Here is a 21,005-nt window from a genome sequence, read left to right as displayed (position 1 = left end):
CCGTGCCAGCGGCCGGTGGGTGTCCTCAGGCGAATCAGGTGGTGGGCTGGCCGAACCAGCGGGCGAGGTGGTCGTCCAGGTCCTGCTGGTCGTCGCCGATCCAGGCGACGTGGCCGTCGGGGCGGAGCAGGACGCACGGAACGTCCAGCACCGCGGTGGGATCCGCGAGGTGGTCGACCCGGTCCGACCAGCCGCCGGCGCTCAGGCGTTCGGTGCGGTCCAGCAGCAGGCCGCGGCCGCGGTGCAGCAGGCCGTAGAGGTTGCCCTGTTTGACGTCGATGTCGCGCAGGCGGCGGCCGAGCAGGTCCGGGCCCGCGCCGAAGTCGTAGCGGATGTCGACCGCGGCGAGCTTCTCGATCAGGTAGCGGTTCACCTCGTTGAAGTCCATCAGTTCGGTGAGCAGCCTGCGCACGGCCTGCGCCCCCGGCCCGGTCGACGACAGCTCCATCTGGGCGCGGGTGTTGTCCAGCACGTCGGCGGCGACCGGATGACGCTCGGCCTGGTAGGTGTCCAGCAGCGTCTCCGGCGCCCAGCCGCGGACCTGCGCGGCCAGCTTCCAGCCCAGGTTGAACGCGTCCTGCACGCCCAGGTTGAGGCCCTGCCCGCCGGTGGGTGGATGGATGTGTGCCGCGTCGCCGGCCAGCAGCACCCGCCCGACCCGGTACCGCTCGGCCAGCCGCGTGGCGTCCCCGAAGCGGGACAGCCAGCGCGGGGAGTGCACGCCGAAATCGGTGCCGGCGATGCTGCGCAACTGCTGCCGGAAATCCTCGAGGGTCGGCGGTTCCGCGCGGTCGCTGACCCCGGCGGCGGGGACCACGACGCTGTAGACCTTCTCACCGAACGGCCTGAGCCAGAACGGCCTGATGGTCTCGCTGATCTCGGCCACCTTGGCGGCGATCTCCGTCGGCGGCGCCGCTACTTCCATCTCGCCCATCAGCGTGTCGGTCCGTGCGGGCTCGCCGGGGAAGCCGACGCCGAGCAGCTTGCGCACCGTGCTGCGCGCGCCGTCACAGCCGACGAGGTAGCGGGCACGCAGCCGCTCCCCGTCGGCCAGCTCGACGGTCACACCCTCGTCGTCCTGTTCGAAGCCGGTGACCGCGCAACCGCGCCGGACCTCGGCACCCAGGCCGATCGCATGCGCCTCGAGCAGGTGTTCGATGACCGGCTGCGGGATGCCCAGCAGGTAGGCGTACGTGGAATCCAGGCCCTTGGGCGCGGGTTTGTTGATCGCGGCGAAGAAGCCGCCGGCCGGACGCTGTCTTCCGTGCGGGAGAATGCGGTCCAGCAGTCCGCGCATCGCCATCAGCTCGAGACTGCGCATGTGCAGCCCGACGATGCGCACGAACGACACGGGCTCGGTCTCCTTCTCCAGGACGAGGACGCGCACGTCGTGCAGCCGCAGCTCGGCGGCCAGCATCGCACCGGTCGGCCCGCACCCGGCAATGATCACGTCGAACGTGCGGGGCGTGCGATCGGCGCCGGAGGCCGGCGACGGGAGTCCGGGGACGTCGCCCTCGGTGGAGTCGCGCCCGGCCGTGTCGTTCGACGGCGGGGCGGTGAAGTGCTGAGAGTCCACAGGTGTTGCCTTTCGGGAGAGCCTTGTTGGTGCGGCGCTCCCGGCGACACCTACGTCAGTCGCCTGGCCGTGACGGGAAGGGGGAGCACCCACATCGATCCAGCGTTCATGGGTCTCACCTCCTCAGGCGGTGTCTCGGTCAGCTGCAAGCTACAGGCCCGGGCATCGTCGCGTCCAATCGTTTCGACCGGGAACCTCACCACCGCCGCCGAACTACATCGGTGTACTTCTCGATCATTCCTTCCCGCTGGTCGCGACCCTGTCGTAGCGTCGGGAAATGAGCACGGCGGCGATGCAGACACCCGACGGCACGTGGCGCGTCGAGGTCGGCGGCGTCGGGTCCGTCGCCTGGTATACGTTGATCGGCCCCGGCGTCACGCGGGCCGTGCCGAGCGTCGACAAGCTCGCCGATGTGCTGCGTGAGGTCGGCGTCGAGCTCGGTGACTTCGTCGAGCCGCAGGCCGCGTCGGAGGCGGCATGACCGGCCGCACAGGAGCCGGTAATCTCGCCGCATGTCCGCCTACGGTCCCGCCCTGTTCGTGTCCAGGAAGGACGGCGCGCAGCTGCCGGAGCAGGAGCGGGAGACGATCCTGCGCCTCGCCCGCGCCGCCGCCGTCACGGTGCGACTGAAGGACGAGCAGCGCGCACCGGCCGAGCCCCGCGTCTACGACTACGACGGCTACGAGCCGGGCGCGCTGGGGATCCTGCTGTACTCCGGATATGCCTACGGGCAGATGCCTGAGGAGATCCAGCAGGACCAGGACGAGGCGTGGGAGGCCGAGACCGGCCGGGTCGGCGCGGAGATCGAGCGGCAGGTGCCCGGCGTCTACACGTTCGTCGGCTACGGCGTCGAGGACTGACGCTTCCGCCGGGGCAAACGCCTTTGACCGCGGCAGGTGGCGTGCGGGACGCTCACGGGCGTGCAGCGAGTCCTGATCGCCCGAGACCTCATCGCCCTGCCCGCCGCCGGCACGCCCGCCGCGCAGGCCGCGTCGCTCGCCACCGTGGCGGCCAACATCGCCCACTACGGGTTCGCGCTGTCCGCCCGGGCGTATGCGGCGCTCGGCGAGGCCGGGGAGGAGCAGCTGCGGGACTGGTGGGCCGGGGTCGAGCCGGTCCTCGCCGCGCTGACCGGCGACGACAAGCGCATGGCGGAGTTCGTCGTGTACAAGAACTTCCCGGCCGAGGTCCTCGCCATGGACGAGGTCGAATACTGGACCCGCCAGATCCTCATGTACTGGGGCCTGCCCAACCACCTCGTCACCGAGGACGCGGTCGAGCGCGCGCCGCTGGGTGACCTTCCGGCGCCGCGGGTCCTGCACCCGGCCGACGACGCGGCGCTGCCGCGCATCCTTGACGGGCTCTTCGCGCTGCCGGCGCGCTGGACCGACGCCCAGTGGGACGACGTCGCCGCGCTCGTCCACGGGCCCGTCGACCTCGCCGAGGTGTCCTTTGTGGACAACCGGATCCGGCTCGCGGTGCGGCTGCTCGAAACCGGCGTCGCGGCGCGGGTCGGCACCGCGACCGACGTGCTGCGGCTGGCGGTGGCGCTGTCCGGCGGCGACCCCGGCCTGCGCACGACGCACCGGCTGCGGCGCTTCAGCCGGGCGGAGCGGCGGTATCTGCTCGGCATGCTGGAGGGCGCCACCCACCTGCTCGACGACGTCGCCCGGCGCCGCGAGCCGTTCAAGCGCCTGCTGTTCGCCCTGCACCCGGGCGACTACCGGGACACGTTCCCGCGGGTCGTGGAGGTGCACCACGTGCTGTACACCGGCGTCCCGGTCGGCGGGTTCGCCACCGACGTCGAGCGGCTGCTCGCCGAGCGCGACCCCGCCGCCGCGGAGCTGCTCGCGACCCGGCCCGGCGAATACGCCCGCCGGCTGCACCAGCTCATCCTCGTGTTCGGCACGGCACCGGGCGTCGAGACGGTCGTGCCCCGCCTCACCACCCTGCAGCTGCTGAAGCTGCAGCGGCACCTGCAGACCGTCGACGCCCGGCAGTGGCGGATGTTCCCGCCGCGCGGCAACTGGTCGAAGGCGCAGGTCGTCGAGGCCGACGAGCGGCGGCAGCTGCCCCGCGCCCCGCGCGACGCGGTGCTCGCGGTCATCGGCGCCGAGCTCACCCGGCGCCTCGCCGGCGTCGGCCCGGTCGCCCTCGACCCGGCGACGGCGAAGGTGAAGCTGCCGACGAACGACGCCGAGCTGGCACCGTATGGCCGCGGCACCGTCTTCGACATCCCCGCCGGGGTCCGGTTCGTGCGCACCGCCTCCTACTGGGCGTCGGGCCCCACCGGGACCAACATCTGGTATGACAACAGCTGGAACTTCTTCGACGCCGGCTGGTCGCCGGTCGGCGAGTGCTGCTGGGACAGGGTCCGGTTCCGCGACGCGGCGGTGTTCTCCGGCGACCCGACGAACTCCAAGGACCTCGCCGGCCGCGCCTGCCAGCTCATCGACCTGTATCTCGACGAGCTCGCCGGGACCGGCGTCCGCTACGCGGTGTGGAGCCTGCTGTGCTACTCCCGCCGCACGTTCGCCGAGGCCACCGACGTCCACGCCGCCCTGCAGTGGGGCGAGGAGCCGCAGCAGGGCACGCTGTTCGAGCCGTCCCGCACTACTCTGTCGTTCCCGGTGCGCGGCGCCAACCTGACGAAGTTCATCGCCTATCTGGACCTGGCCCGCCGCGAGCTGGTGTACCTCGACGCGAACCTGCGCTCCCGGGTGCAGTCCGCGTCGCACAACGGCACGCTGCTCGCGGAGACCATTCCGGCGTACCTGGAATACCTGGAGAGCCTGCCGAGCGTGCACGACCTGTTCCGGCCGGCACCGGCGGACCCGACCGGCATGCCGGTCCGCTACGACGACGCGGACGCGGCCATCGACGGCGGCCCCGCCTACGTCTTCCGTCCGTCCAATCAGGACAGTGTTTTCGACCCCGTCGATCTGGGACGGATGCTAAGCTCCGATGGCGAGGCCATGGTGGTCCTTCCTTCTCCTTAAAATCGCTTCGGCGGTTTTGTCTCCTAGGGCCGCCGCTTTCCTCGCACCTTGCACGGCATGGGGTTGCATGCGGCGGGAGACCGCCGACGGCCGGAGGGGTATGGCTGGCACTACCCCAGGACTCGCCCCAGCATCCTGGTTCGGGCCGGTCGTCCCCGCCTAGCTTGAGCGCATGACGTCGACGACCACACTGCCCCGGTTTCTCAGCTCGGCCGTGCTCACCAACCTGCGGGGCCGGCCATGAGCAAAGGAATCGCCGTGAACCGGACCGCGGCGGCCCTCGCCGCCCTGGCCGCCGGGCTCCTCGCCGCCTTCGTCATCGCCCCACCCGCGCTGGTGGGCGACTTCACCGACGAGCGGGACCTCACCGAAATGTTCCGCGGGGCGTTCGTCGAGTACTGGGGCACCGGCGGACGGAACCTCACCCCGGGCCTGCAGACGCTCGTCGACGACTGGTTCCGCTACCACCTGGTCAAGGCAGTGACGGCCGCGCTGCTCCTGGCGGTGCTTGTCGCGCTCGGCGCGGTGCTGTGGAAGACGTTCCAGGCGGCCACGGGACGGCGGCGGGCCGCCGTCGCGTCGGCCGGCGCCGCCGTGACGCTCCTCGTCCTGTCCGCCCTCGCCGTGGTGATGGCCAACATCCAGGGCATGGCCGCGCCCTTCGCGTCGCTGCTGCCGATGCTGGTCGACGGCGACCCGGCCGACCCGGCGCTCGCCGGCACCCTTGACCAGGTCAGGCAGCGGCTCGCCGACGCCCCGTCCGCACCAGCCGCCGGCGTGATGGTGGACGCCTTCGGCCACTACCACGCGGTGATGGCCGTCGTCGCCGCGGTCGTGGCCGCCGGCCTCCTGAGCGTGAGCGTCGTGTCGTGGCGGCGGTTCGCGCGGACGCCGTCCCCGGACCGGCCGCAGCGGCGCGCGGTGGCGTCCTTCGCCGTGCTCATGCTGCTGGCGGCGCTGGCCGTCACCGTCGTCGCCGTGGCCAACACCACCGTCGCCGCGGACCCGGTGCCGGCGCTCGCGGCGCTCTTCGACGGTAGCTGGTGACGGTGCGGACACCCATCGTTCGTGACGAATCGGTATTTCCCGGCCACCCGTAAAAAGAATCTCCCGATCCGTCCAACCGGACGGCCCCGACAGCGTCTTACCTTTCGTCACCCGGCGGCGCCGGATGACGAACAGAGGACGGGGGCGGGCGGTAATGGCGCTGTGGGGTGCCGGCCGGGCGGCGGCTGATCCAGACGCCCGGCGGGAGTTCTTCGTGAGCCATTACCCCCGGTTGGCCGGCTGGGTCCGCCGGCAGGTCGACGACGACGACACGGCGCACGACATCGCGTCCGAGGCGTTCACCCGCCTGATGTCACGGTGGTCCGCGGCGTACGACCCGCACGCCTACCTGTACAAGACGGCCATCAACCTGCTGCGCGACCACTGGCGCCGGGCGCAGAAGGAACGCCGGGCGTTGAGCGTCATCGCCGCCGACCAGCACCACGGCCCCGACGGCCGGCCCGACCGGGCGACGGACCTGCGCGCCCTGCTCGAACCGTTGCCCGCGCACCAGCGCACCGCGCTGCTGCTGCACCACCTCGCCGGATTCTCGATCCGGGAGGTCGCCATGATCGTCGGCCGGGCCGAGGGCACGGTCAAATCAGACCTCTTCCAGGCAAGGGCGCGGGTCCGCGCGGAGTTGGGTGGCAGTGATGGCTGACCATTTCGAGGACTGGCTGGCCGGGCACCAGGTCGAACCCCTCGCCCCCGGCCCGGACGCCTACCAGCGCGTCGCCCGCTCCGCCCGCCGCCGGCGGGCGGGCCGGGCCGCCGCCACGGCAGCCGTGGTGTCGGTGGTGCTGGCGGCCACCGCCGGCACCGCGTTCCGGTTCGCGCACCCGCCCGGCCCGGTCGACCCTCCGGCGACGACCCCCACGGTGGCCACCCCGTCGCCGACCCCCGCGGGCGCCGCGCCCCCGTCGCCGCCCGGCTCCTCGCCGCCGGCCTCCTCGCCCGGCACCGACTCGACCCGGCCGGTGACGGGCCGGTGCCGGACCGGCGAGCTCCGGATCACGACGGCGCCGTCCCCCGGCGGCGCTTCCGCCGGCAGCGTCTGGGAATGGTTGATCTTCACGAACACCTCGGACCGGACCTGCACGCTGTACGGGTTCCCGGGCGTGTCGTACCTGAGCGGCGCGTCGGGCACGCAGATCAACGACCCGGCGGCCCGCGACGGCGGCACCCCGGTGCGGGTGACGCTGGCGCCGGGGCAGGGCGCGCACGCGGTCCTGCGGACCGGGCATTACGCGGCGTATCTGGACACCTGCAATCCGGTGCCGGCCGCCGGGTACCGCGTCTACGTGCCGGACGAGACGGCCTCCGTGTTCGTGCCCAGGCCGTGGACGGTGTGCTCGACCAACGGCGTCAACGGGCTGACGGTCAGCGCCATCTATCCGGGCACCACCGAGTAGGCCGTCCCGATCGGTCCCGGGGGACGATCGGCGCCGGGGCCCTCGGGGCGGTACGGTGCCTCGGCAGGCGGATGACGCTCAGGTCCGGCGGGTCGCGGTCGATGAGCACTCCGGACGATGCGCTTCGAGGGCGGGTGCAGATGACCGGAACGGGACGGCCGCGGCCGGCGGCGCGTCTGCGCGACGCCGTGTTCGGACCCTCCTATGCCGATGTGACCGCTCAGGTCGTGATCGTCCTGATCGCGTGGGCCTGGTTCGCACTGAACGTGCGGGGTCCCATCGGACCCGCCGCGCTCGGCTGGGTGCCCAACCTGTGCTCCGCCGTCCTCGCCGGCACGGCACTGTGGACCATCGGCGCCGACCCGCGGGTCAACCGGGCCGCCGCCCGGTTCTGGCGATACCTGGGCGCCGGGACGCTGCTCGTCGGGCTCGGCTCGGTCGTGCGCGGCGTCCAGGCGATCGCCGACCCGGGCGGGCGCATCGGCGCGGTGGACGGCGTGGTCTTCCTCGCCGCGGTGCTCCTGGAAGGCTGGGCGCTGCTGCGGCTGCCGCTGGGCCTGGACGGCCGGCCGCGCCGGGTGACGTTCCTGCTCGACGCCTGCACGGTCGTGGCCGCCGGCGGGCTGTTCCTGTGGCAGTTCTGGCTGCGCCCGTCCCTGGAGCAGGAGGGCGGCAACCGCACCGCGTTCTTCACCGGCCTGGTCACGCTGGTCGTGGTGCTGCTGGCGCTGTTCGCCATCGTCAAGGTCGCGCTCACCGGCGGGTCCACCGTCGACCGGGCCGCGCTGCGGTGGTTCGGCCTCGCCATCGTCGTCGGCGCGCTCGCGTCCGCGCCGGAGGCGCTGCTGCCGCCCGGCGCGCCCAGCCCGAGCCAGCTGGCCGTGCCGCTGAGCTGCCTCTTCGCGGTGTTCGCGGCCCGCTGCGAGCGCCGCGCCCGGCCCGCCGGGGACGCCACCGTCGTGCGGCGCGGCAGGCGCAGGCCGTTCAGCGTCATGCCCTACGTCGCGGTCGCCGCGAGCAACGTGCTGCTGCTGTACGTCATGACCTCCGACGACGCAGGGGAACGCTTCGGCGTCGCCGTCGGGGTGGTGATCCTCGCCGTGCTGGTCGTGGCCCGGCAGATGCTCACGTTCCAGGAGAACACCCGGCTCGTCGCCCGGCTCGACGCCGGCATGGTCGAGCTCGGCGACCGGGAGCGCCGGTTCCGCTCGCTGGTGCAGAACGCCTCCGACCTCATCACCGTCACCGACGCCGACGGGATCCTCACGTACGTCAGCCCCGGCGCGACCCGGCTGCTCGGGCTCCCGGCGGAGCAGTGGCCAGGCCGCCCCGCCGGCGACATGCTCTACGTCGACGACGTGGGGGAGGTGCTCGCCGCGTACGAACGCGTCATCAGCGAACCGGACGCGCCGGTGGTGTTCCAGGCCCGGCTGGCGCACGTCGACGGCAGCTGGCGGTGGGCCGAGATCACCATGGCGAACCTGCTGCACGACCCGGGGGTGGCCGGCATCGTCTGCAACTCCCGCGACGTCACCGACGCCCGCGACTTCCAGCAGCGGCTCAGCCACCAGGCCAGCCACGACGCGCTCACCGACCTCGCCAACCGCAGCCTCTTCGGCGAGCGGGTCTCCGAGGCGCTCGCCGCGGGGCCGCCGGAGCGGCTGCGGGTGCTGCTCATCGACCTGAACGAGTTCAAGACCGTCAACGACACCCTCGGCCACGCCGTCGGCGACGCGTTGCTGGTCGCGGCGGCGGACCGGCTCCGCGCGGCCGTGCGGCGCGGCGACATCGTCGCCCGGCTCGGCGGGGACGAGTTCGCGATCCTGCTGGAGCAGGCCGACGACGCCGCCGCGCGGACGGTGATCGCCCGCATCGCGGCCGCCTTCGAGGAGCCGGTCGACGTCGACGGGCACCGGCTGCGGCTGGCCGCGAGCATCGGCGTGGCGCTGGGCACCGTCGCGGCCACGCCGCAGGAGCTGCTGCGCCGCGCGGACGTCGCGATGTACGCGGCGAAGGCCGACCGGGACGGCCCCCGGATCCGCCACGTCGACTACGCGGCGCCGCTGGACGTGCCGGTCCGCGCCCGCGCGACCCTGGAACGGGACCTGCGCACCGGCATCGACGAGGCGCAGTTCTCCGTCGTGTACCAGCCGATCGTCGCCCTCGGCGGCGCGGACCTGGGCGCCGGCGGGGTGCCGGCGATGGTCGAGGCCCTGGTGCGCTGGGAGCACCCCGAGCGTGGGACGGTCCCGCCGGCCGACTTCATCCCCGTGGCCGAGTCGACCGGGCTCATCGTGCCGCTGGGCCGGTGGATCCTGGAGGAGACCTGCCGGCAGGCGGTGCTGTGGCACGACGCGTACCCCGACGCCCCGCGGCTCAGCGTCAACGTGTCGGCCCGGCAGCTGCAGGAGGCCGACTTCGCCGCCGACGTGGACCGGGTCCTCACCGCCACCGGCCTCGCCCCGCACCGGCTGACCGTCGAGATCACCGAGACCGCGACGCTGCACCCCAGCTGCGTCCAGTCGGTCCACGCCCTGCGCGCGCTCGGGGTCCGCATCTCCCTCGACGACTTCGGCACCGGGCACTCCAGCCTCAGCACCCTGCAGTCGTGCCCCGTGGACGAGATCAAGCTCGACCGCGCGTTCACCGGCACGTGTACCGCCCCCGACGACCGCACGGTTGCCGCCGCGGTCATCCAGATGGCGCGGGCACTGCGGATCGCGGCGGTCGCCGAAGGCATCGAGACCGAGGCGCAGGCGCAGCGGCTGCGGGAGCTCGGCTACCCGCACGGCCAGGGCTACCATTTCGCGAAACCGCAGCCGCCGGAGCGGATCGCCGCGCTGCTGGAGGCCGGCAAGGCGTACGCCGCCGCCCGTTAGTCCCGCCGGCTTTTCACGAGGTTCAGCAGCTCGTCGACCGACCACTGGTCGTAGGCGTGCTCGCCGTACTTCGATGCCAGCACCGCGCCGTCGGGGGCGATCAGGAAGTCCGCCGGCAGGCCGAAGCGACCGCCGGCCGGGTTGAGCGACGGGGGCCGTTCGCGGCCGCGCAGCAGCGCCCACGAGCTGCGGGCCACCGCGCGCAGGATGGTCGGCCACACGCGTGGGTTCAGCAGGGCGCGCCGGGCCGACTCGACGCCGAACTCGCGGTACAGCCGCCGCTGCGGATCGGGCACCACCGCGAACGGCAGGTCGGCCACGTGCTCATGCAGGTCCGCCGCGGAGGAGTGGAACACGACCACCTCGCGGACGCCGGCCGCCGTGATCTCGGCGTGCCGCCGCACGATCGAGCGGAGGTGCAGGTTGCAGACGGGGCATCCGGCAAAGCGACGGAACTGCAGGTGCACCAGCAGGTCGGGGTCGGGCACCGCGACCGGCGCTCCGACGACGACCTGCAGGCGGCGCGAATCGACAGCGTGCATGGCAACCTCCGGTAAGCGTACGTTGTACTCCTACGATCGTAGGCGTAGGTCGTACGCTGTCAAGTGCCATGCCTCGCCCACGATCACTGACGCCTGAGCAGATCGCCGCCGCGGCGCTCGCGGTCCTCGACCGTGCCGGCCCCGGCGGGCTGACCATGCGCGCCGTCGCGCAACAGCTGGGCACGAGCGCTATGGGCCTCTACCGGTATGTGCACGACCGCGAGGAGCTCGAAGGCCTGGTCGTCGAGCTGGTGCTGGGCGCCGTGGACCCCACGCCACCGGCGCACGGCACCTGGCAGGAGCGGGTGACGGTGATGGTGGACCGGGTCCGGTTCGCGGTCGGCGCGCACCCGGCCGTCGTGCCGCTCACGATGACGCACCGGCACCGCTCGCCGGCCATCCTGCGCTGGTCGGAGACCGTGGCCGGGATCCTGGCCGAGCCCGTCACCGACCCGAGGCGGCGGGTGCTCGCGCTGCGCGGGCTGCTGTCGTACCTCATCGGCGCGATCCAGCTCGAGCACCTCGGGCCACTGTCCGGCCCCGGCACGGTCGCCATCGCCGGCCTCGACCCTGCGGCGTTCCCGAACATGCGCGACCTGGGCGCCGAGGCCCGCCGGGTCGGTCCGGACGAGGAGTTCCACGGCGGCCTCGCCCTGTTGCTCAACGGCATGGACACCTAGGAGGCAGGCATGGCGCAGCTCGTCGACTTCGCAGCCGGGGCGCCGCAACCGCGGGCCATCGACGTGCGGTGGATCTCGGGATCACCGTCGGCGAAGCACAACACCGATCCGGACATCCAGGTGCACGCCTACGACGCGCACACCTACATCCTGCGGCAGAACAAGGCCGTGCACTACGAGGCGCCGTTCCTGTTCCTGCTGTTCGGCAACGAACGGGCGATGCTGCTGGACACCGGGGCGACCGAGTCCTCGCGGTATTTCCCGTTGCGCTCCACCATCGACGGGCTCATCGAGCGGTGGCTGGAGGAGCACCCGCGGCAGGGGTACCAGCTGCTGGTGCTGCACACGCACAGCCACAGCGACCACGTCGCGGGCGACGGCCAGTTCGCCGGCCGGCCGGACACCACGGTGGTCCCGGCCGACCGCAGCGGCGCCTGGGCGTTCTTCGGCTTCGACGCCGACCCGCAGCGCGTCGCCCGGGTCGACCTCGGCGGCCGGGTCCTGGAGTGCCTGGCCACCCCGGGCCACGACGAGGTGGCGGTGACGTACTACGACCCGCACACCGGGTTCCTGCTGACCGGCGACACGGTGTACCCGGGCCGCCTGTACGTGGAGGATCTCCCCGCGTTCCGCGCGAGCATCGAGCGGATGATCGCCTACGCGGACAGCCACCCGGTCACCCACGTCCTCGGCTGCCACATCGAGATGACCAACGAGCCCGGCATCGACTACCCGGTGCGCACCACCTACCAGCCGGACGAGCCGCCGCTGCAGCTGACCGTCGAGCACCTCCGGCAGGTCGGCGCCGCCGTGAGCGAGATCGCCGACCCGGCCGACCGGCACCCGTTCCCGAGGTTCATCATCTGCCCGGACGGGTAGCCGCCCGGCGCCCGCCGGCGCGCATCTAAGCGGCGGCCCATGCGTACGAGTCGTCGTTGTGTCAAATGCCAGTGCCCACGCCTGTGGCACGTCGACCCCGTCATGATTCCCGACACCGACAGCAGCAATGTCGTCGACCTCCTGCCCGGAGTCGCCCGGCTCGCGTCCGGCTGCAGCGCGGGGAAGTGTCGCCCAGCCGACGTATCGGCGCGGTGACCGCGGCCGTCCTCCCAGGCGTGGCAGGCCAACCCTCGCCTGCCCGGGAGGAGGAGCGATGTGTGACGTGGTCGGCTGCGGGGCGAAAAGCACCGGCGCGGTGAAGATCCCGACCTTCCCGGACGTCGGGCTCTGCGCCGCGCATCAGCTCGCGCAGCGGCACCGGTGCGCGTGTTGCGGCCGGGTGGTCCGTGTCGGCGCGGCGAAGGTGGTCGACGGCGAGCGTCAGGTGATCGAAAGCGAGCACTACGACGGGACGCACGGCATCGACCTGTGCGCCGGCTGCGACGCGACCCGCGAGCGCTGCCCCGGCTGCGGCAAGACGGTCGGCGCGAAGAACAGGGCCGTCATCGAAGGGACCGTGCCTGTCGGCACGCCGCAGGTCCGCGTCTGCGGCACCTGCCGGGCGTCCGCCGTGCAGTGCGCGGCGTGCGACAAGCTCGTGCGCATGGGCGCGGACACCCGGGTCGATCCGCGCTCCGTGTCGCTGCCACAGCCGAGCAACATCGACCTCTGCGGTGTGTGCGTGCCGAGGCGGCGGACGCCCTGCGCCGGCTGCGGCAAGGTGGTGAAGGTCGGCGTCAAGGACGTGGCGCCGCTGACGGCGTACCACAACCGCGAGCTGTTCCTGTGCGGCGGGATGTCGGGCTGCGCCGGGAAGGTGTCCAGCACCTGCACGCTGTGCGCGGCGCCCGTCCGGTTGACGACCGGCACGCTCACCGGCGCGATCGAGATCCTCAACAAGAAGGACGAGGTCGTGGCCGCCCGGTGCCCCTTGGACGCCAAGGATGTGCTCGCCGAGCGGCCCAAGGCGGAGAAGTACTTCGACGAGGTCCTGGGGTTCATGGACGAGTGGGCGCAGGCGTGCGGGTCGAGCCTCCCGACGGACTTCCGCGGCCGGGTCACCTGGCAGCTGGCCGGCGACCATGAGCTGGCCGGCGACGAGCTGACGCAGACGCTCGGGCTCTGCGTGACGCGCGGCACCGCCAAGTACCACAACATCAAGGTCCTGACCCACCTGGCGCCGCTGCGGTTCCAGCGCACCGCGGCGCACGAGCTGGCCCACGCGTTCGCCAACGAGATCGGCTTCGGGACGCGCTCGTACATCGAGGGCTACTGCAACTACGTGGCGTCGCGGTTTCTGCAGCGGGTGATCGACCGGGACACCACCCGCCGTGCGGCGGCGGCGGCGCTGCTCGCCGAGCTCACCGGGAACACGGACCTGACCTACGGGGCGGCGTTCGTGAAGATCAGCGCCAAACTGGCGACGAGCCCGGCCGAGGCGGTGAAGTTCCTGCGGAACACGGCGACCATCGACTGACGCACCGGGCCGCGGCGGCGCGGCCCGGTCTGGTTGACTGGGGCGTCCGGACGCCGTGAGCCGGACGAGCCGCATGAGGGAGCCGGACCTTGCCCGCAGGAGCCGCAGGAACCCCGCGAGCCGCTGGAACCCCGCGAGCCCGGGCCGCGCGTGGGACGCGGAAGGTGGTGCCGACGCTGGACGTCGAGACCGAGCTGTGGGGCAGCGGCCACCTGACCGTCGCCGGGATGGACGAGGTCGGCCGGGGCGCGTGGGCCGGGCCGATCACCGTCGGGATCGCGGTCCTCGCCCACGGCTGCCCGCCGGTCCCGGAAGGCCTCGCCGACTCGAAGTTCCTGTCCGAGGCGCAGCGGGAGCGGATGGTGCCCGTGGTGCGGGAATGGGTCGGGCACTGGGCGATCGGTGCGGCGAGCGTCGAGGAGATCGACCGGCTCGGCGTCACCGCGGCGCTGCGGACCGCGGGCTGGCGGGCCCTCGCCGCGCTGCCGCGGCATCCGGACGTGATCATCCTCGACGGCGGGCACGACTACCTCAGCGACCCGATGGAGGAGACGCTGTTCTGCCCGGAGCGCAGCATCCCGCCGGTCCGCACCGAGGTGAAGGGCGATGCCCGCTGCGCCGTCGTCTCCGCGGCGTCGATCCTGGCGAAGTCGCACCGTGACCTGCACATGGCCGCTTTGGCCGCGGATTTCCCGCAGTACGGGTGGGAGCGCAACGCCGGCTACGGGGGCGCCGCCGAGCACCTGGACGGGGTCGCCGCGCACGGGCTCAGCGTGCACCACCGCCGCTCGTGGCGGGTCGACGTGGCGCTGCCGGCCGGAACGACGGCATCATGACGACGGCGGCGGCGATGCGGGCCGAGGCGACGGCCCTGCTGCGGGCGGCACCGGCGGCGGGGCTGCCGTTCGCCGACGACGCGCACCGCCGCTGGATCGAATACCGGCCACGCCCGCGGCCCGGGGTGAGCCTCGGCGCGCTGGACCCCGACGGTCGCAAGGTCGCGCACCGGCTCCTGGCCACCGCGCTGCGCCCGCACGCGTTCGCGCAGGCGACCGTGATCCTCGCCCTCGAGGAGGTGCTCGACCGCGAGGAGGGATACCGGCGCGGCCGGCACAGCAACGACTACACCGTCGTCGTGTTCGGCACGCCGGCCGTGGGGGAGCGGTGGGGGTGGCGGTTCGAGGGGCACCACCTGTCCGTGACGATGACCCTCGACGGCGACACCGTCTCACCGGCGCCGGTGTTCCTCGGTGCGAACCCGCTGGCCACCTGGTACCGCGGCCGCCCCGTCGTGCGTCCGCTCGCGCCCGAGGAGGACCTCGGCTGGGAGCTGCTCGACGCGGTGCCACGGCCGCTGCTGTCCCGGGTCGTGCTGGACCCGGCCGCGCCGCCGGACATCCACAGTGGACCGAGGGCGGCGCTGCGCCCGATCCCGTCCGGGATCCCGGCGGTGGAGCTGCCCGACCCGGCCCGGCACCTGCTCGACGACCTCGTCGCGGTGTACCTCGACCGGCTGCCCGCCGACGTCGCGCCCACGGTGGACCGTGACCGGCTGTCGTTCGCGTGGGAGGGCGCGACCGAGCGCACCGGCCGGCACTACTACCGGGTGCAGGGCCCGGACCTGCTCATCGAGTACGACAACACCGCCGACGACCTGAACCACGCCCACACCGTGCTGCGCCGCCCCGGCGGCGACTTCGGCGCCGACGTCCTCGCCGCCCACCGCGCCGACTGGCACGCTCAGTAGACGAACGGCCAGCCGGCCGCGTCCCAGCCGAGGCGGTTGACGCCCAGGAACGACGCGCCGCTGTCGGCGTAGTAGTGGTAGACCAGCACGTCGCCGTCGGTGTCGGCGATGACCGCCTGGTGGCCCGGCCCGTGGATCGAGCCGTGGCCGGCGAGGACCTGGGTGCCGCCACCGGCGGTCATGGCGGTGCCGTTGCGGTCGGTGTAGGGGCCGGTGACGCTGCCGGACCGGCCGACCATGACCCGGTAGGTGCTGGCGGCGCCCTGGCAGCACACGTCGAAGGACACGAACAGGTAGTAGGTGCCGGCGTGCTGGAAGACGAACGGGGCCTCGACCGCACCGTTCGCACCCGTTCGGGTGGACAGTGCCCGCACCGCCGTGTCGGTGGTGGACCGCCGCCCGGTGGCCGGGTCCAGCCGGATCAGCTTGATCCCGCTCCAGAACGAGCCGAAGGTCAGCCACCACTGCCCGGCGGCGTCGACGACGAGGTTCGGGTCGATGGCGTTGTAGTTGACGCCGGTGCTGCTCTCGATGACCAGGCCCTGGTTGGTCCACGAGCCGGATGCGCCGGACGGGCTGGTCGCCAGGAAGATCGCCGACCGTTGGGACCCGAACGTCGACGCCGAGTAGTAGAGGTAGTACTGGCCGTTGCGGTAGGAGATGTCCGGCGCCCACAGGTTGGCGCTGCCGCCGGTGTACGCGGTCGTCCAGGGCGCGCCGCCGGGCCAGACCGCCCCGGCGCTGCGCCAGGCGACGCGGTCCGTGGACGTCTTGAGCGCCAGGTTGTTGCCGGTGGCCGCGAGCAGGTACGTGCCGGCCGGGGTCTTCGTCACCGACGGGTCGTGCGCCCCGGTCGAACCGGTGACGGTGCCGGGGTTGGGGTACGCGGCCGGCGGGTTCGACGCCGGTGCGCTGGACGCCGGCGGTGTCGTTCCCACCCGAATGAGCTGGAACTGCTGATGCGTGGCGTCGGTGTCGGTGGACTGCGACACCCGGGCGTTCTCGGCGCCGGACGCCTGCCAGACGTCCAGGGCCTTGCCGCTGTTGCGGTTGATGAGCTGGACGTAGCCGCCGCTGACGTCCACGACGGACCACTGCTGGTTGGTGCCGCCGTTGCTCGGCCACTGCACCACGTCGGCGCCGTCGGCGGTGGACCTGGCCGAGACGTCCACGACCTTCCCGCTGTGCCGGGCGCGGAGCCGGTAGTAGCCGCTGCCCGCGTCGACGAACTGGAACTGCTGGCTGGTCGCGCCGGTGCCGGCCTGCTGGACGATCCCGGCGCCGTCGGCGGTGGACGCGCCGGCGACGGCCACGGTCTTGCCGCTGTGCCGGGCGGTGAGCTGGTAGTAGGCGGCCGGGTCGATCGTCGCCGCGCCGACGGGCTGCAGCACGACGACGGCGGCGCCGGCCGCCACGGCCGTCGCGGCGGCCAGGCCGAGCCAGGTCCTGCGGGAGGTGGTCACGGCCACGATTGTTAGCGCTCTCATGCGCAACGGTCAATGGATCGTGCCCGGCGAACGCGGCGTGACGTGGAACTTTCAGGCTCAGGTGCCGCAGAAGGTCTGGTACGCGCCGAAGTCCGCCGGTGCCGGCGCGGCATAGCGTTCCAGCCCCGGGCGCTCGGTGTACGGGTCGCTCACGACGTCGACCAGCCGTGTGAACGGTGCCAGGTCGCCGTCGGTGGCGGCGGCGAGGGCCTCCTCGACGAGGTGGTTGCGGGGAATGTAGACGGGGTTGACCCGGTCCATCGCGTCCGCGTCGGGGGCGAGGGCCAGCCAGCGCTGGGTCCAGGCGCCCGCGAGGGGGCCGGGCAGCAGCCGGTGGACCGGCTCGGCGTCGCCGCGGGCGGCCGCGGCGAGGGCGCGGTAGGCCGACGTGTGGTCGACGCGGCCGCTCTCCAGCAGCGTCAGCAGGTCCTTGACGAGCGCCGCGACGACCTCGTCGTCGAGTCCGGCGGGCAGGCCGAGCTTCGTTCGCATGCCGGCCGACCAGACATCGTCGTACCGGCGGCGAAAACCGTGCAGAGCATCCGTCGCGAGCTCGATCGCCCGCTCCTGCTCGCCGTCGATGAGCGGCAGCAGTGCCTCGGCCAGCCGGGCCAGGTTCCACTCCGCGACGACCGGCTGGTTGCCGTAGGCATACCGCCCGCCGTGGTCGATCGAACTGTAGACCGTGGCAGGGTCGTAGGCGTCCATGAAGGCGCAGGGCCCGTAGTCGATGGTCTCGCCGGAGATCGTCATGTTGTCGGTGTTCATGACGCCGTGCACGAACCCGGCGAGCATCCACTGGGCGACCAGGGACGCCTGCGCGTCGACGACCGCCTCGAACAGCGCCAGGTAGGGCCGGTCGGCGCCGGCGGCCGTGGGATGGTGCCGGGCGATCGCGTGGTCGGCGAGCCGCCGCAGCAGGTCGACGTCGCCGGTGACATTCGCGTACTGGAAGCTGCCGACCCGCAGGTGGCTGGACGCGACCCGGGCGAGGACGGCACCCGGCAGCAGCGTCTCGCGCCGCACCGGCCGCCCGGTGGCCACGACGGCGAGGGCGCGGGTCGTCGGGATGCCGAGCGCGTGCATCGCCCGGCTGACGACGTATTCGCGCAGCATCGGCCCGACCGCGGCGAGGCCGTCGCCGCCACGCGCGAACGGCGTCCGTCCGGAACCCTTCAGGTGCAGGTCACGGACCTGCCCGCCGGTGCCGATCTCGCCCAGCAGCAGCGCCCGCCCGTCGCCGAGCCGCGGGGAGAATCCGCCGAACTGGTGCCCGGCATACGCCTGCGCGACCGGCGTGGCACCGTCGGGCAGGGCGGCACCCACCAGCAGCCGCACTCCGTCGGGGCCACGCAGCCAATCGGGGTCGAACCCGAGCTCGGCGGCGAGCGTCGCGTCCAGCGCGAGCAGCCGCGGCTCCGCGACCTCCTCGGCCTGCCAGGGCACCGCCATCTCTGCCAGGTCGCGGGCGAAGCGGTTGTCGAGGGTCACGGTCGCAGCGATGCTCACCCGGTCGAGGGTACGTCGGGCGTCAGGCCGGTTCGCGCACGCCGCCTGTGTCGCCGCCGTCCCCGCCGTCGCCGGGCATCGGCTCGACCGGCGCCTCCGGTAGCTCGTCCGGGGTGTCGGGCAGCAACTCACCGGCGTCGTCCGGCACGGGCTCGCGCGGATCGATCGGTGGGTAGTCGTCGGGGTCAAGATCCGGATTCGCCATGCCGCCAGTATCGGCCACGACGGGTCGGCCCGCCCGTTACCCGGCGGATCAATGTTGCTCCGGCGCCAGCGTCTCCTGTTGCTCCGGCGCCAGGGATCCACCGGACGGCCGCCCGGCCCGGCCGGGCAGCAGCAGGCCGATCGCCGCGACCGCCAGGGCAAACCCGGCCGCCAGGCCGAACACCACGGCGTAACCGCCGGCCGTCGCAAGCACCGCCAGCCCGATCGACCCGCCGACCTGACTCGCGGTGCTGGCCAGCCCACCCGCCGTGCCCGCGTCGCCGTCGGGGACCGCGGCGGTGGCCACCGCCATGAGGGTGGGAAACGTCAGCCCGATGCCCACCGCGACCAGCAGCATCGGCCCGAGCAGGCCCGTGACGTAGCCGCTGCCGGCGCCGGCCCGGGCGAGCCAGCCGAATCCGGCGACGAGGAATGCGCAGCCGGCCAGCACCAGGGCACGCGCGCCCGCCCGCGGCAGCAGCCCGGCCGACACCCGGGCGACCACCACGAACGTCACCGCCGCCGGCGTCTGCCCGAGCCCGGCGTCCAGCGCGCTGTAGCCGAGGACGTCCTGCAGGAACAGCGCCGTGAAGTACCACATCGCGATGGCGATCCCGCCGAACAGCAGCAGCATGCCGTTGCCGGCGGCCACCCCGCGCAGCCCGAACAGCCGCAGCGGCACCATCGGGTGGGTGGCGGACCGCGCCTCCACCACGACGAACGCGGCCAGCAGCAGCACGCCCACCGCGACCGGCCCGGCGACCCGCCCGGACGCCCAGCCGTGCCCCGCGCTCTGCATGACGCCCCAGACCAGTGCGGTCAGCCCGGCCGTCCCGGTGAGCGCGCCGGTGAGGTCGAGCGCCTCCCGCCGCCCGGTCCGCGCGGCGGTCAGCGACGCCATCGCCACCGCGATGAGCACGGCGCCGATCGGGACGTTGATGAGGTACACCCACTCCCACGACAGGCCGGTGGTGATGGCGCCGCCCGCGATCGCGCCGACCATCCCGCCGACACCGCCCGCGGCGGACCACGCGCCGAACGCCCGGGCCCGCTGCCGTGGGTCGGTGAAGGCGGTGCCGAGCACCGCGAGGGTTGCCGGGGCCAGCGCCGCCGCGCCCAGTCCCTGCGCGACGCGCGCCGTCACCAGGACCGCCGGGGTGCCGGCCAGACCGGCGGCCAGGCTCGCGGCGGAGAACAGCGCCAGCCCGGCGACCAGCATCCGGCGGTGGCCGAACAGGTCGGCGGCGCGGCCACCCGGCAGCATGAAACCGGCGAAGGCGAGCAGGTAGCCGTTCACCACCCAGGCCAGGCCGGTCGGCGTGAAGCCGAGGTCCCGCTGGATCGAGGGCAGGGCGACGTTCACGATGGACACGTCCAGGATCACCATGAACTGGCAGGCGCACACCAGCGCCAGCACCGTCCAGCGCGGTGGGGTGCCGGTCATGCCTGCCGTCCCGCCATGGCCGGGTGGCCCGCCCCGTGCAGGCGGACGGTGACCTGGGTCAGCCGTCGTCCCTGGTACCGCGCGGCCTCGAGCGTGGCGGCGTCGGGTCCGTGGCCGGTCGGGCCGGTCACGGACGACGTGCCGTAGGGGTTGCCGCCGGCGGGGTCCCGAACCGCGTCGGCGTCCCGAACGCGACCGCGTCCGCCCAGGCCAGGTCCTCGACCGGGGCCTCGGCGACGCCGGCGTGCCACGGCTTGTCGTCGGCTCCCTCGGCGACGGCCTGCGCGAGCGCGTGGACGGTACCCGTGGCGCTGTAGTAGATGACGGCGACCTTCACGGTCACGGCAACCCCCGATGTCGTAGAATTAGTTACGCGCATAATGTTATGCACATAACTAAGTTGTCAAGGAGCGCTGAGTGGACTTCGCCCAAGCCGACGCCATCAACCAGGCGATCCGCCTGCTGAGCCTGCGGCACCGGGCCCGGGCGGCGGCCCTGCTGGTCCCGCTCGGGCTGCACCCGGGCCAGGAGACGCTCCTGCTGGAGCTGGCCCGGACCGGCCCGATGATCCAGGCCCAGCTCAGCGAGACGCTCGGCTGCGAGCCGCCCAGCGTCACCCTCATGACCCGCAAGCTGGAGGCCGCCGGGCACATCCGCCGCGACCCGGCACCCACCGACAAGCGGGCCACCGTCGTCACCCTCACCGACCGCGGCCGCGCCCTCGCCGAGCAGATCAAACAGCTGTGGTGCGACCTGGCTGAGGAGACCGTGGTCGGCCTGTCGGCCGAGACGGTCGCGGAACTGCCCGACGTCCTGAACACCATGACCGGCAACGTCGACGGCAGGCGCCGCCGGCCGGCATAACTCGTTGGCCTCGACCGTCGGACCGATGCGATGATCGTCGTCGGGTCGCTAGCTCAAGTGGTAGAGCATTCGGCTGAGTAGCGCGTCCGCTCTCCGCCTGCGCGGTCATGGGAGTGCTTCCTTCTCCTTGTTGGACCGAAGGGTTCGGGGTTCGAGTCCCCGGCGACCCACTGTCACCACCAGCGCAACGGAGGCGCGC

General features: G+C 73.1%; 21 protein-coding genes and 1 tRNA gene. 14 read left to right on the top strand and 8 right to left on the bottom strand.

The window, feature by feature from the left end; translation table 11 throughout:
- Positions 1 to 34: 34 nt before the first annotated feature.
- Positions 35 to 1,450, bottom strand: coding sequence for a rifampin monooxygenase (gene rox / locus AB0K00_RS13950; protein WP_363520380.1), 1,416 nt, complete (start codon positions 1,448 to 1,450; stop codon positions 35 to 37).
- 403 nt (positions 1,451 to 1,853) lie between these two features.
- Between rox and AB0K00_RS13945 the strand changes: the two genes are divergently transcribed.
- The 7 genes from AB0K00_RS13945 (at position 1,854) to AB0K00_RS13915 (ending at position 9,913) form a co-directional block, all read left to right on the top strand.
- Positions 1,854 to 2,057 carry a hypothetical protein gene (locus AB0K00_RS13945; RefSeq protein WP_363520056.1) on the top strand — a complete coding sequence of 68 codons (204 nt, stop codon included), beginning with the start codon at positions 1,854 to 1,856 and terminating at the stop codon, positions 2,055 to 2,057.
- Between the two features lie 31 nt (positions 2,058 to 2,088).
- Positions 2,089 to 2,436 carry a hypothetical protein gene (locus AB0K00_RS13940; protein ID WP_363520053.1) on the top strand — a complete coding sequence of 116 codons (348 nt, stop codon included), beginning with the start codon at positions 2,089 to 2,091 and terminating at the stop codon, positions 2,434 to 2,436.
- 60 nt (positions 2,437 to 2,496) lie between these two features.
- Positions 2,497 to 4,575: a hypothetical protein gene (locus AB0K00_RS13935; RefSeq protein ID WP_363520051.1), complete on the top strand. Its 2,079-nt coding sequence runs from the start codon at positions 2,497 to 2,499 to the stop codon at positions 4,573 to 4,575.
- Between the two features lie 258 nt (positions 4,576 to 4,833).
- Positions 4,834 to 5,622: a hypothetical protein gene (locus AB0K00_RS13930; protein ID WP_363520048.1), complete on the top strand. Its 789-nt coding sequence runs from the start codon at positions 4,834 to 4,836 to the stop codon at positions 5,620 to 5,622.
- Between the two features lie 124 nt (positions 5,623 to 5,746).
- Positions 5,747 to 6,283 carry an RNA polymerase sigma factor gene (locus tag AB0K00_RS13925; RefSeq protein ID WP_363520046.1) on the top strand — a complete coding sequence of 179 codons (537 nt, stop codon included), beginning with the start codon at positions 5,747 to 5,749 and terminating at the stop codon, positions 6,281 to 6,283.
- Positions 6,276 to 7,034, top strand: a complete 759-nt coding sequence (locus AB0K00_RS13920; RefSeq protein ID WP_363520043.1) for a DUF4232 domain-containing protein — start codon at positions 6,276 to 6,278, stop codon at positions 7,032 to 7,034. Before AB0K00_RS13925 ends, AB0K00_RS13920 begins: the two co-directional genes overlap by 8 nt.
- Positions 7,035 to 7,246: 212 nt before the next feature.
- Positions 7,247 to 9,913, top strand: coding sequence for an EAL domain-containing protein (locus AB0K00_RS13915; RefSeq protein ID WP_363520040.1), 2,667 nt, complete (start codon positions 7,247 to 7,249; stop codon positions 9,911 to 9,913).
- Here the strand turns inward: AB0K00_RS13915 and AB0K00_RS13910 are convergent.
- Entirely contained in the window at positions 9,910 to 10,455 is a 546-nt protein-coding gene (locus AB0K00_RS13910) for a peroxiredoxin-like family protein (RefSeq protein ID WP_363520038.1), read from the bottom strand. The two genes, AB0K00_RS13915 and AB0K00_RS13910, sit on opposite strands and share 4 nt — an antisense overlap.
- A gap of 68 nt (positions 10,456 to 10,523) precedes the next feature.
- Here AB0K00_RS13910 and AB0K00_RS13905 point away from each other — a divergent pair, with 68 nt between their 5' ends.
- The 5 genes from AB0K00_RS13905 to AB0K00_RS13885 all read left to right on the top strand — a co-directional run bounded on the left by AB0K00_RS13905 (position 10,524) and on the right by AB0K00_RS13885 (position 15,298).
- Positions 10,524 to 11,135, top strand: a complete 612-nt coding sequence (locus tag AB0K00_RS13905) for a TetR/AcrR family transcriptional regulator (RefSeq protein ID WP_363520034.1) — start codon at positions 10,524 to 10,526, stop codon at positions 11,133 to 11,135.
- Positions 11,136 to 11,144: 9 nt separating this feature from the next.
- Positions 11,145 to 12,014 carry an MBL fold metallo-hydrolase gene (locus AB0K00_RS13900; protein WP_363520031.1) on the top strand — a complete coding sequence of 290 codons (870 nt, stop codon included), beginning with the start codon at positions 11,145 to 11,147 and terminating at the stop codon, positions 12,012 to 12,014.
- 274 nt (positions 12,015 to 12,288) lie between these two features.
- Positions 12,289 to 13,551 carry a hypothetical protein gene (locus tag AB0K00_RS13895; protein ID WP_363520029.1) on the top strand — a complete coding sequence of 421 codons (1,263 nt, stop codon included), beginning with the start codon at positions 12,289 to 12,291 and terminating at the stop codon, positions 13,549 to 13,551.
- A gap of 164 nt (positions 13,552 to 13,715) precedes the next feature.
- On the top strand, positions 13,716 to 14,387 hold the full coding sequence (locus AB0K00_RS13890) for a ribonuclease HII (protein WP_363520026.1): 672 nt from the start codon (positions 13,716 to 13,718) through the stop codon (positions 14,385 to 14,387).
- Positions 14,384 to 15,298: a DUF3500 domain-containing protein gene (locus tag AB0K00_RS13885; protein ID WP_363520023.1), complete on the top strand. Its 915-nt coding sequence runs from the start codon at positions 14,384 to 14,386 to the stop codon at positions 15,296 to 15,298. The genes AB0K00_RS13890 and AB0K00_RS13885 overlap by 4 nt, the downstream gene beginning before the upstream one ends.
- Here the strand turns inward: AB0K00_RS13885 and AB0K00_RS13880 are convergent.
- The 6 genes from AB0K00_RS13880 to AB0K00_RS13855 form a co-directional block, all read right to left on the bottom strand.
- Positions 15,292 to 16,761 (bottom strand): family 43 glycosylhydrolase, encoded by a 1,470-nt coding sequence (locus AB0K00_RS13880; RefSeq protein ID WP_363520020.1) that lies wholly within the window; start codon positions 16,759 to 16,761, stop codon positions 15,292 to 15,294. The genes AB0K00_RS13885 and AB0K00_RS13880 overlap by 7 nt on opposite strands.
- A gap of 81 nt (positions 16,762 to 16,842) precedes the next feature.
- Positions 16,843 to 18,294, bottom strand: coding sequence for a protein adenylyltransferase SelO (locus AB0K00_RS13875; RefSeq protein ID WP_363520018.1), 1,452 nt, complete (start codon positions 18,292 to 18,294; stop codon positions 16,843 to 16,845).
- A gap of 22 nt (positions 18,295 to 18,316) precedes the next feature.
- Positions 18,317 to 18,499: a hypothetical protein gene (locus tag AB0K00_RS13870; RefSeq protein ID WP_363520016.1), complete on the bottom strand. Its 183-nt coding sequence runs from the start codon at positions 18,497 to 18,499 to the stop codon at positions 18,317 to 18,319.
- Positions 18,500 to 18,547: 48 nt separating this feature from the next.
- Positions 18,548 to 19,942: an MFS transporter gene (locus AB0K00_RS13865; protein WP_363520013.1), complete on the bottom strand. Its 1,395-nt coding sequence runs from the start codon at positions 19,940 to 19,942 to the stop codon at positions 18,548 to 18,550.
- A complete protein-coding gene (locus tag AB0K00_RS13860) occupies positions 19,939 to 20,073 on the bottom strand; it encodes a hypothetical protein (RefSeq protein ID WP_363520010.1) in 135 nt (44 codons plus the stop codon). The genes AB0K00_RS13865 and AB0K00_RS13860 overlap by 4 nt, the downstream gene beginning before the upstream one ends.
- Complete coding sequence (locus AB0K00_RS13855) at positions 20,070 to 20,285, bottom strand: flavodoxin domain-containing protein (RefSeq protein ID WP_363520007.1); 216 nt, start codon at positions 20,283 to 20,285, stop codon at positions 20,070 to 20,072. Before AB0K00_RS13855 ends, AB0K00_RS13860 begins: the two co-directional genes overlap by 4 nt.
- A 74-nt stretch (positions 20,286 to 20,359) precedes the next feature.
- On the opposite strand from AB0K00_RS13855, the gene AB0K00_RS13850 reads away from it, so the two are divergent.
- Entirely contained in the window at positions 20,360 to 20,806 is a 447-nt protein-coding gene (locus AB0K00_RS13850; protein WP_363520004.1) for a MarR family winged helix-turn-helix transcriptional regulator, read from the top strand.
- A gap of 42 nt (positions 20,807 to 20,848) precedes the next feature.
- Positions 20,849 to 20,976 (top strand) — tRNA-OTHER (locus AB0K00_RS13845).
- Positions 20,977 to 21,005 lie beyond the last annotated feature (29 nt).

The organism is Dactylosporangium sp. NPDC049525, from assembly GCF_040676755.1.
GTDB lineage: Bacteria > Actinomycetota > Actinomycetes > Mycobacteriales > Micromonosporaceae > Dactylosporangium.
Note: the sequence above shows the minus strand (reverse complement) of the source record. Positions and strands in the feature narration are given on the sequence as shown.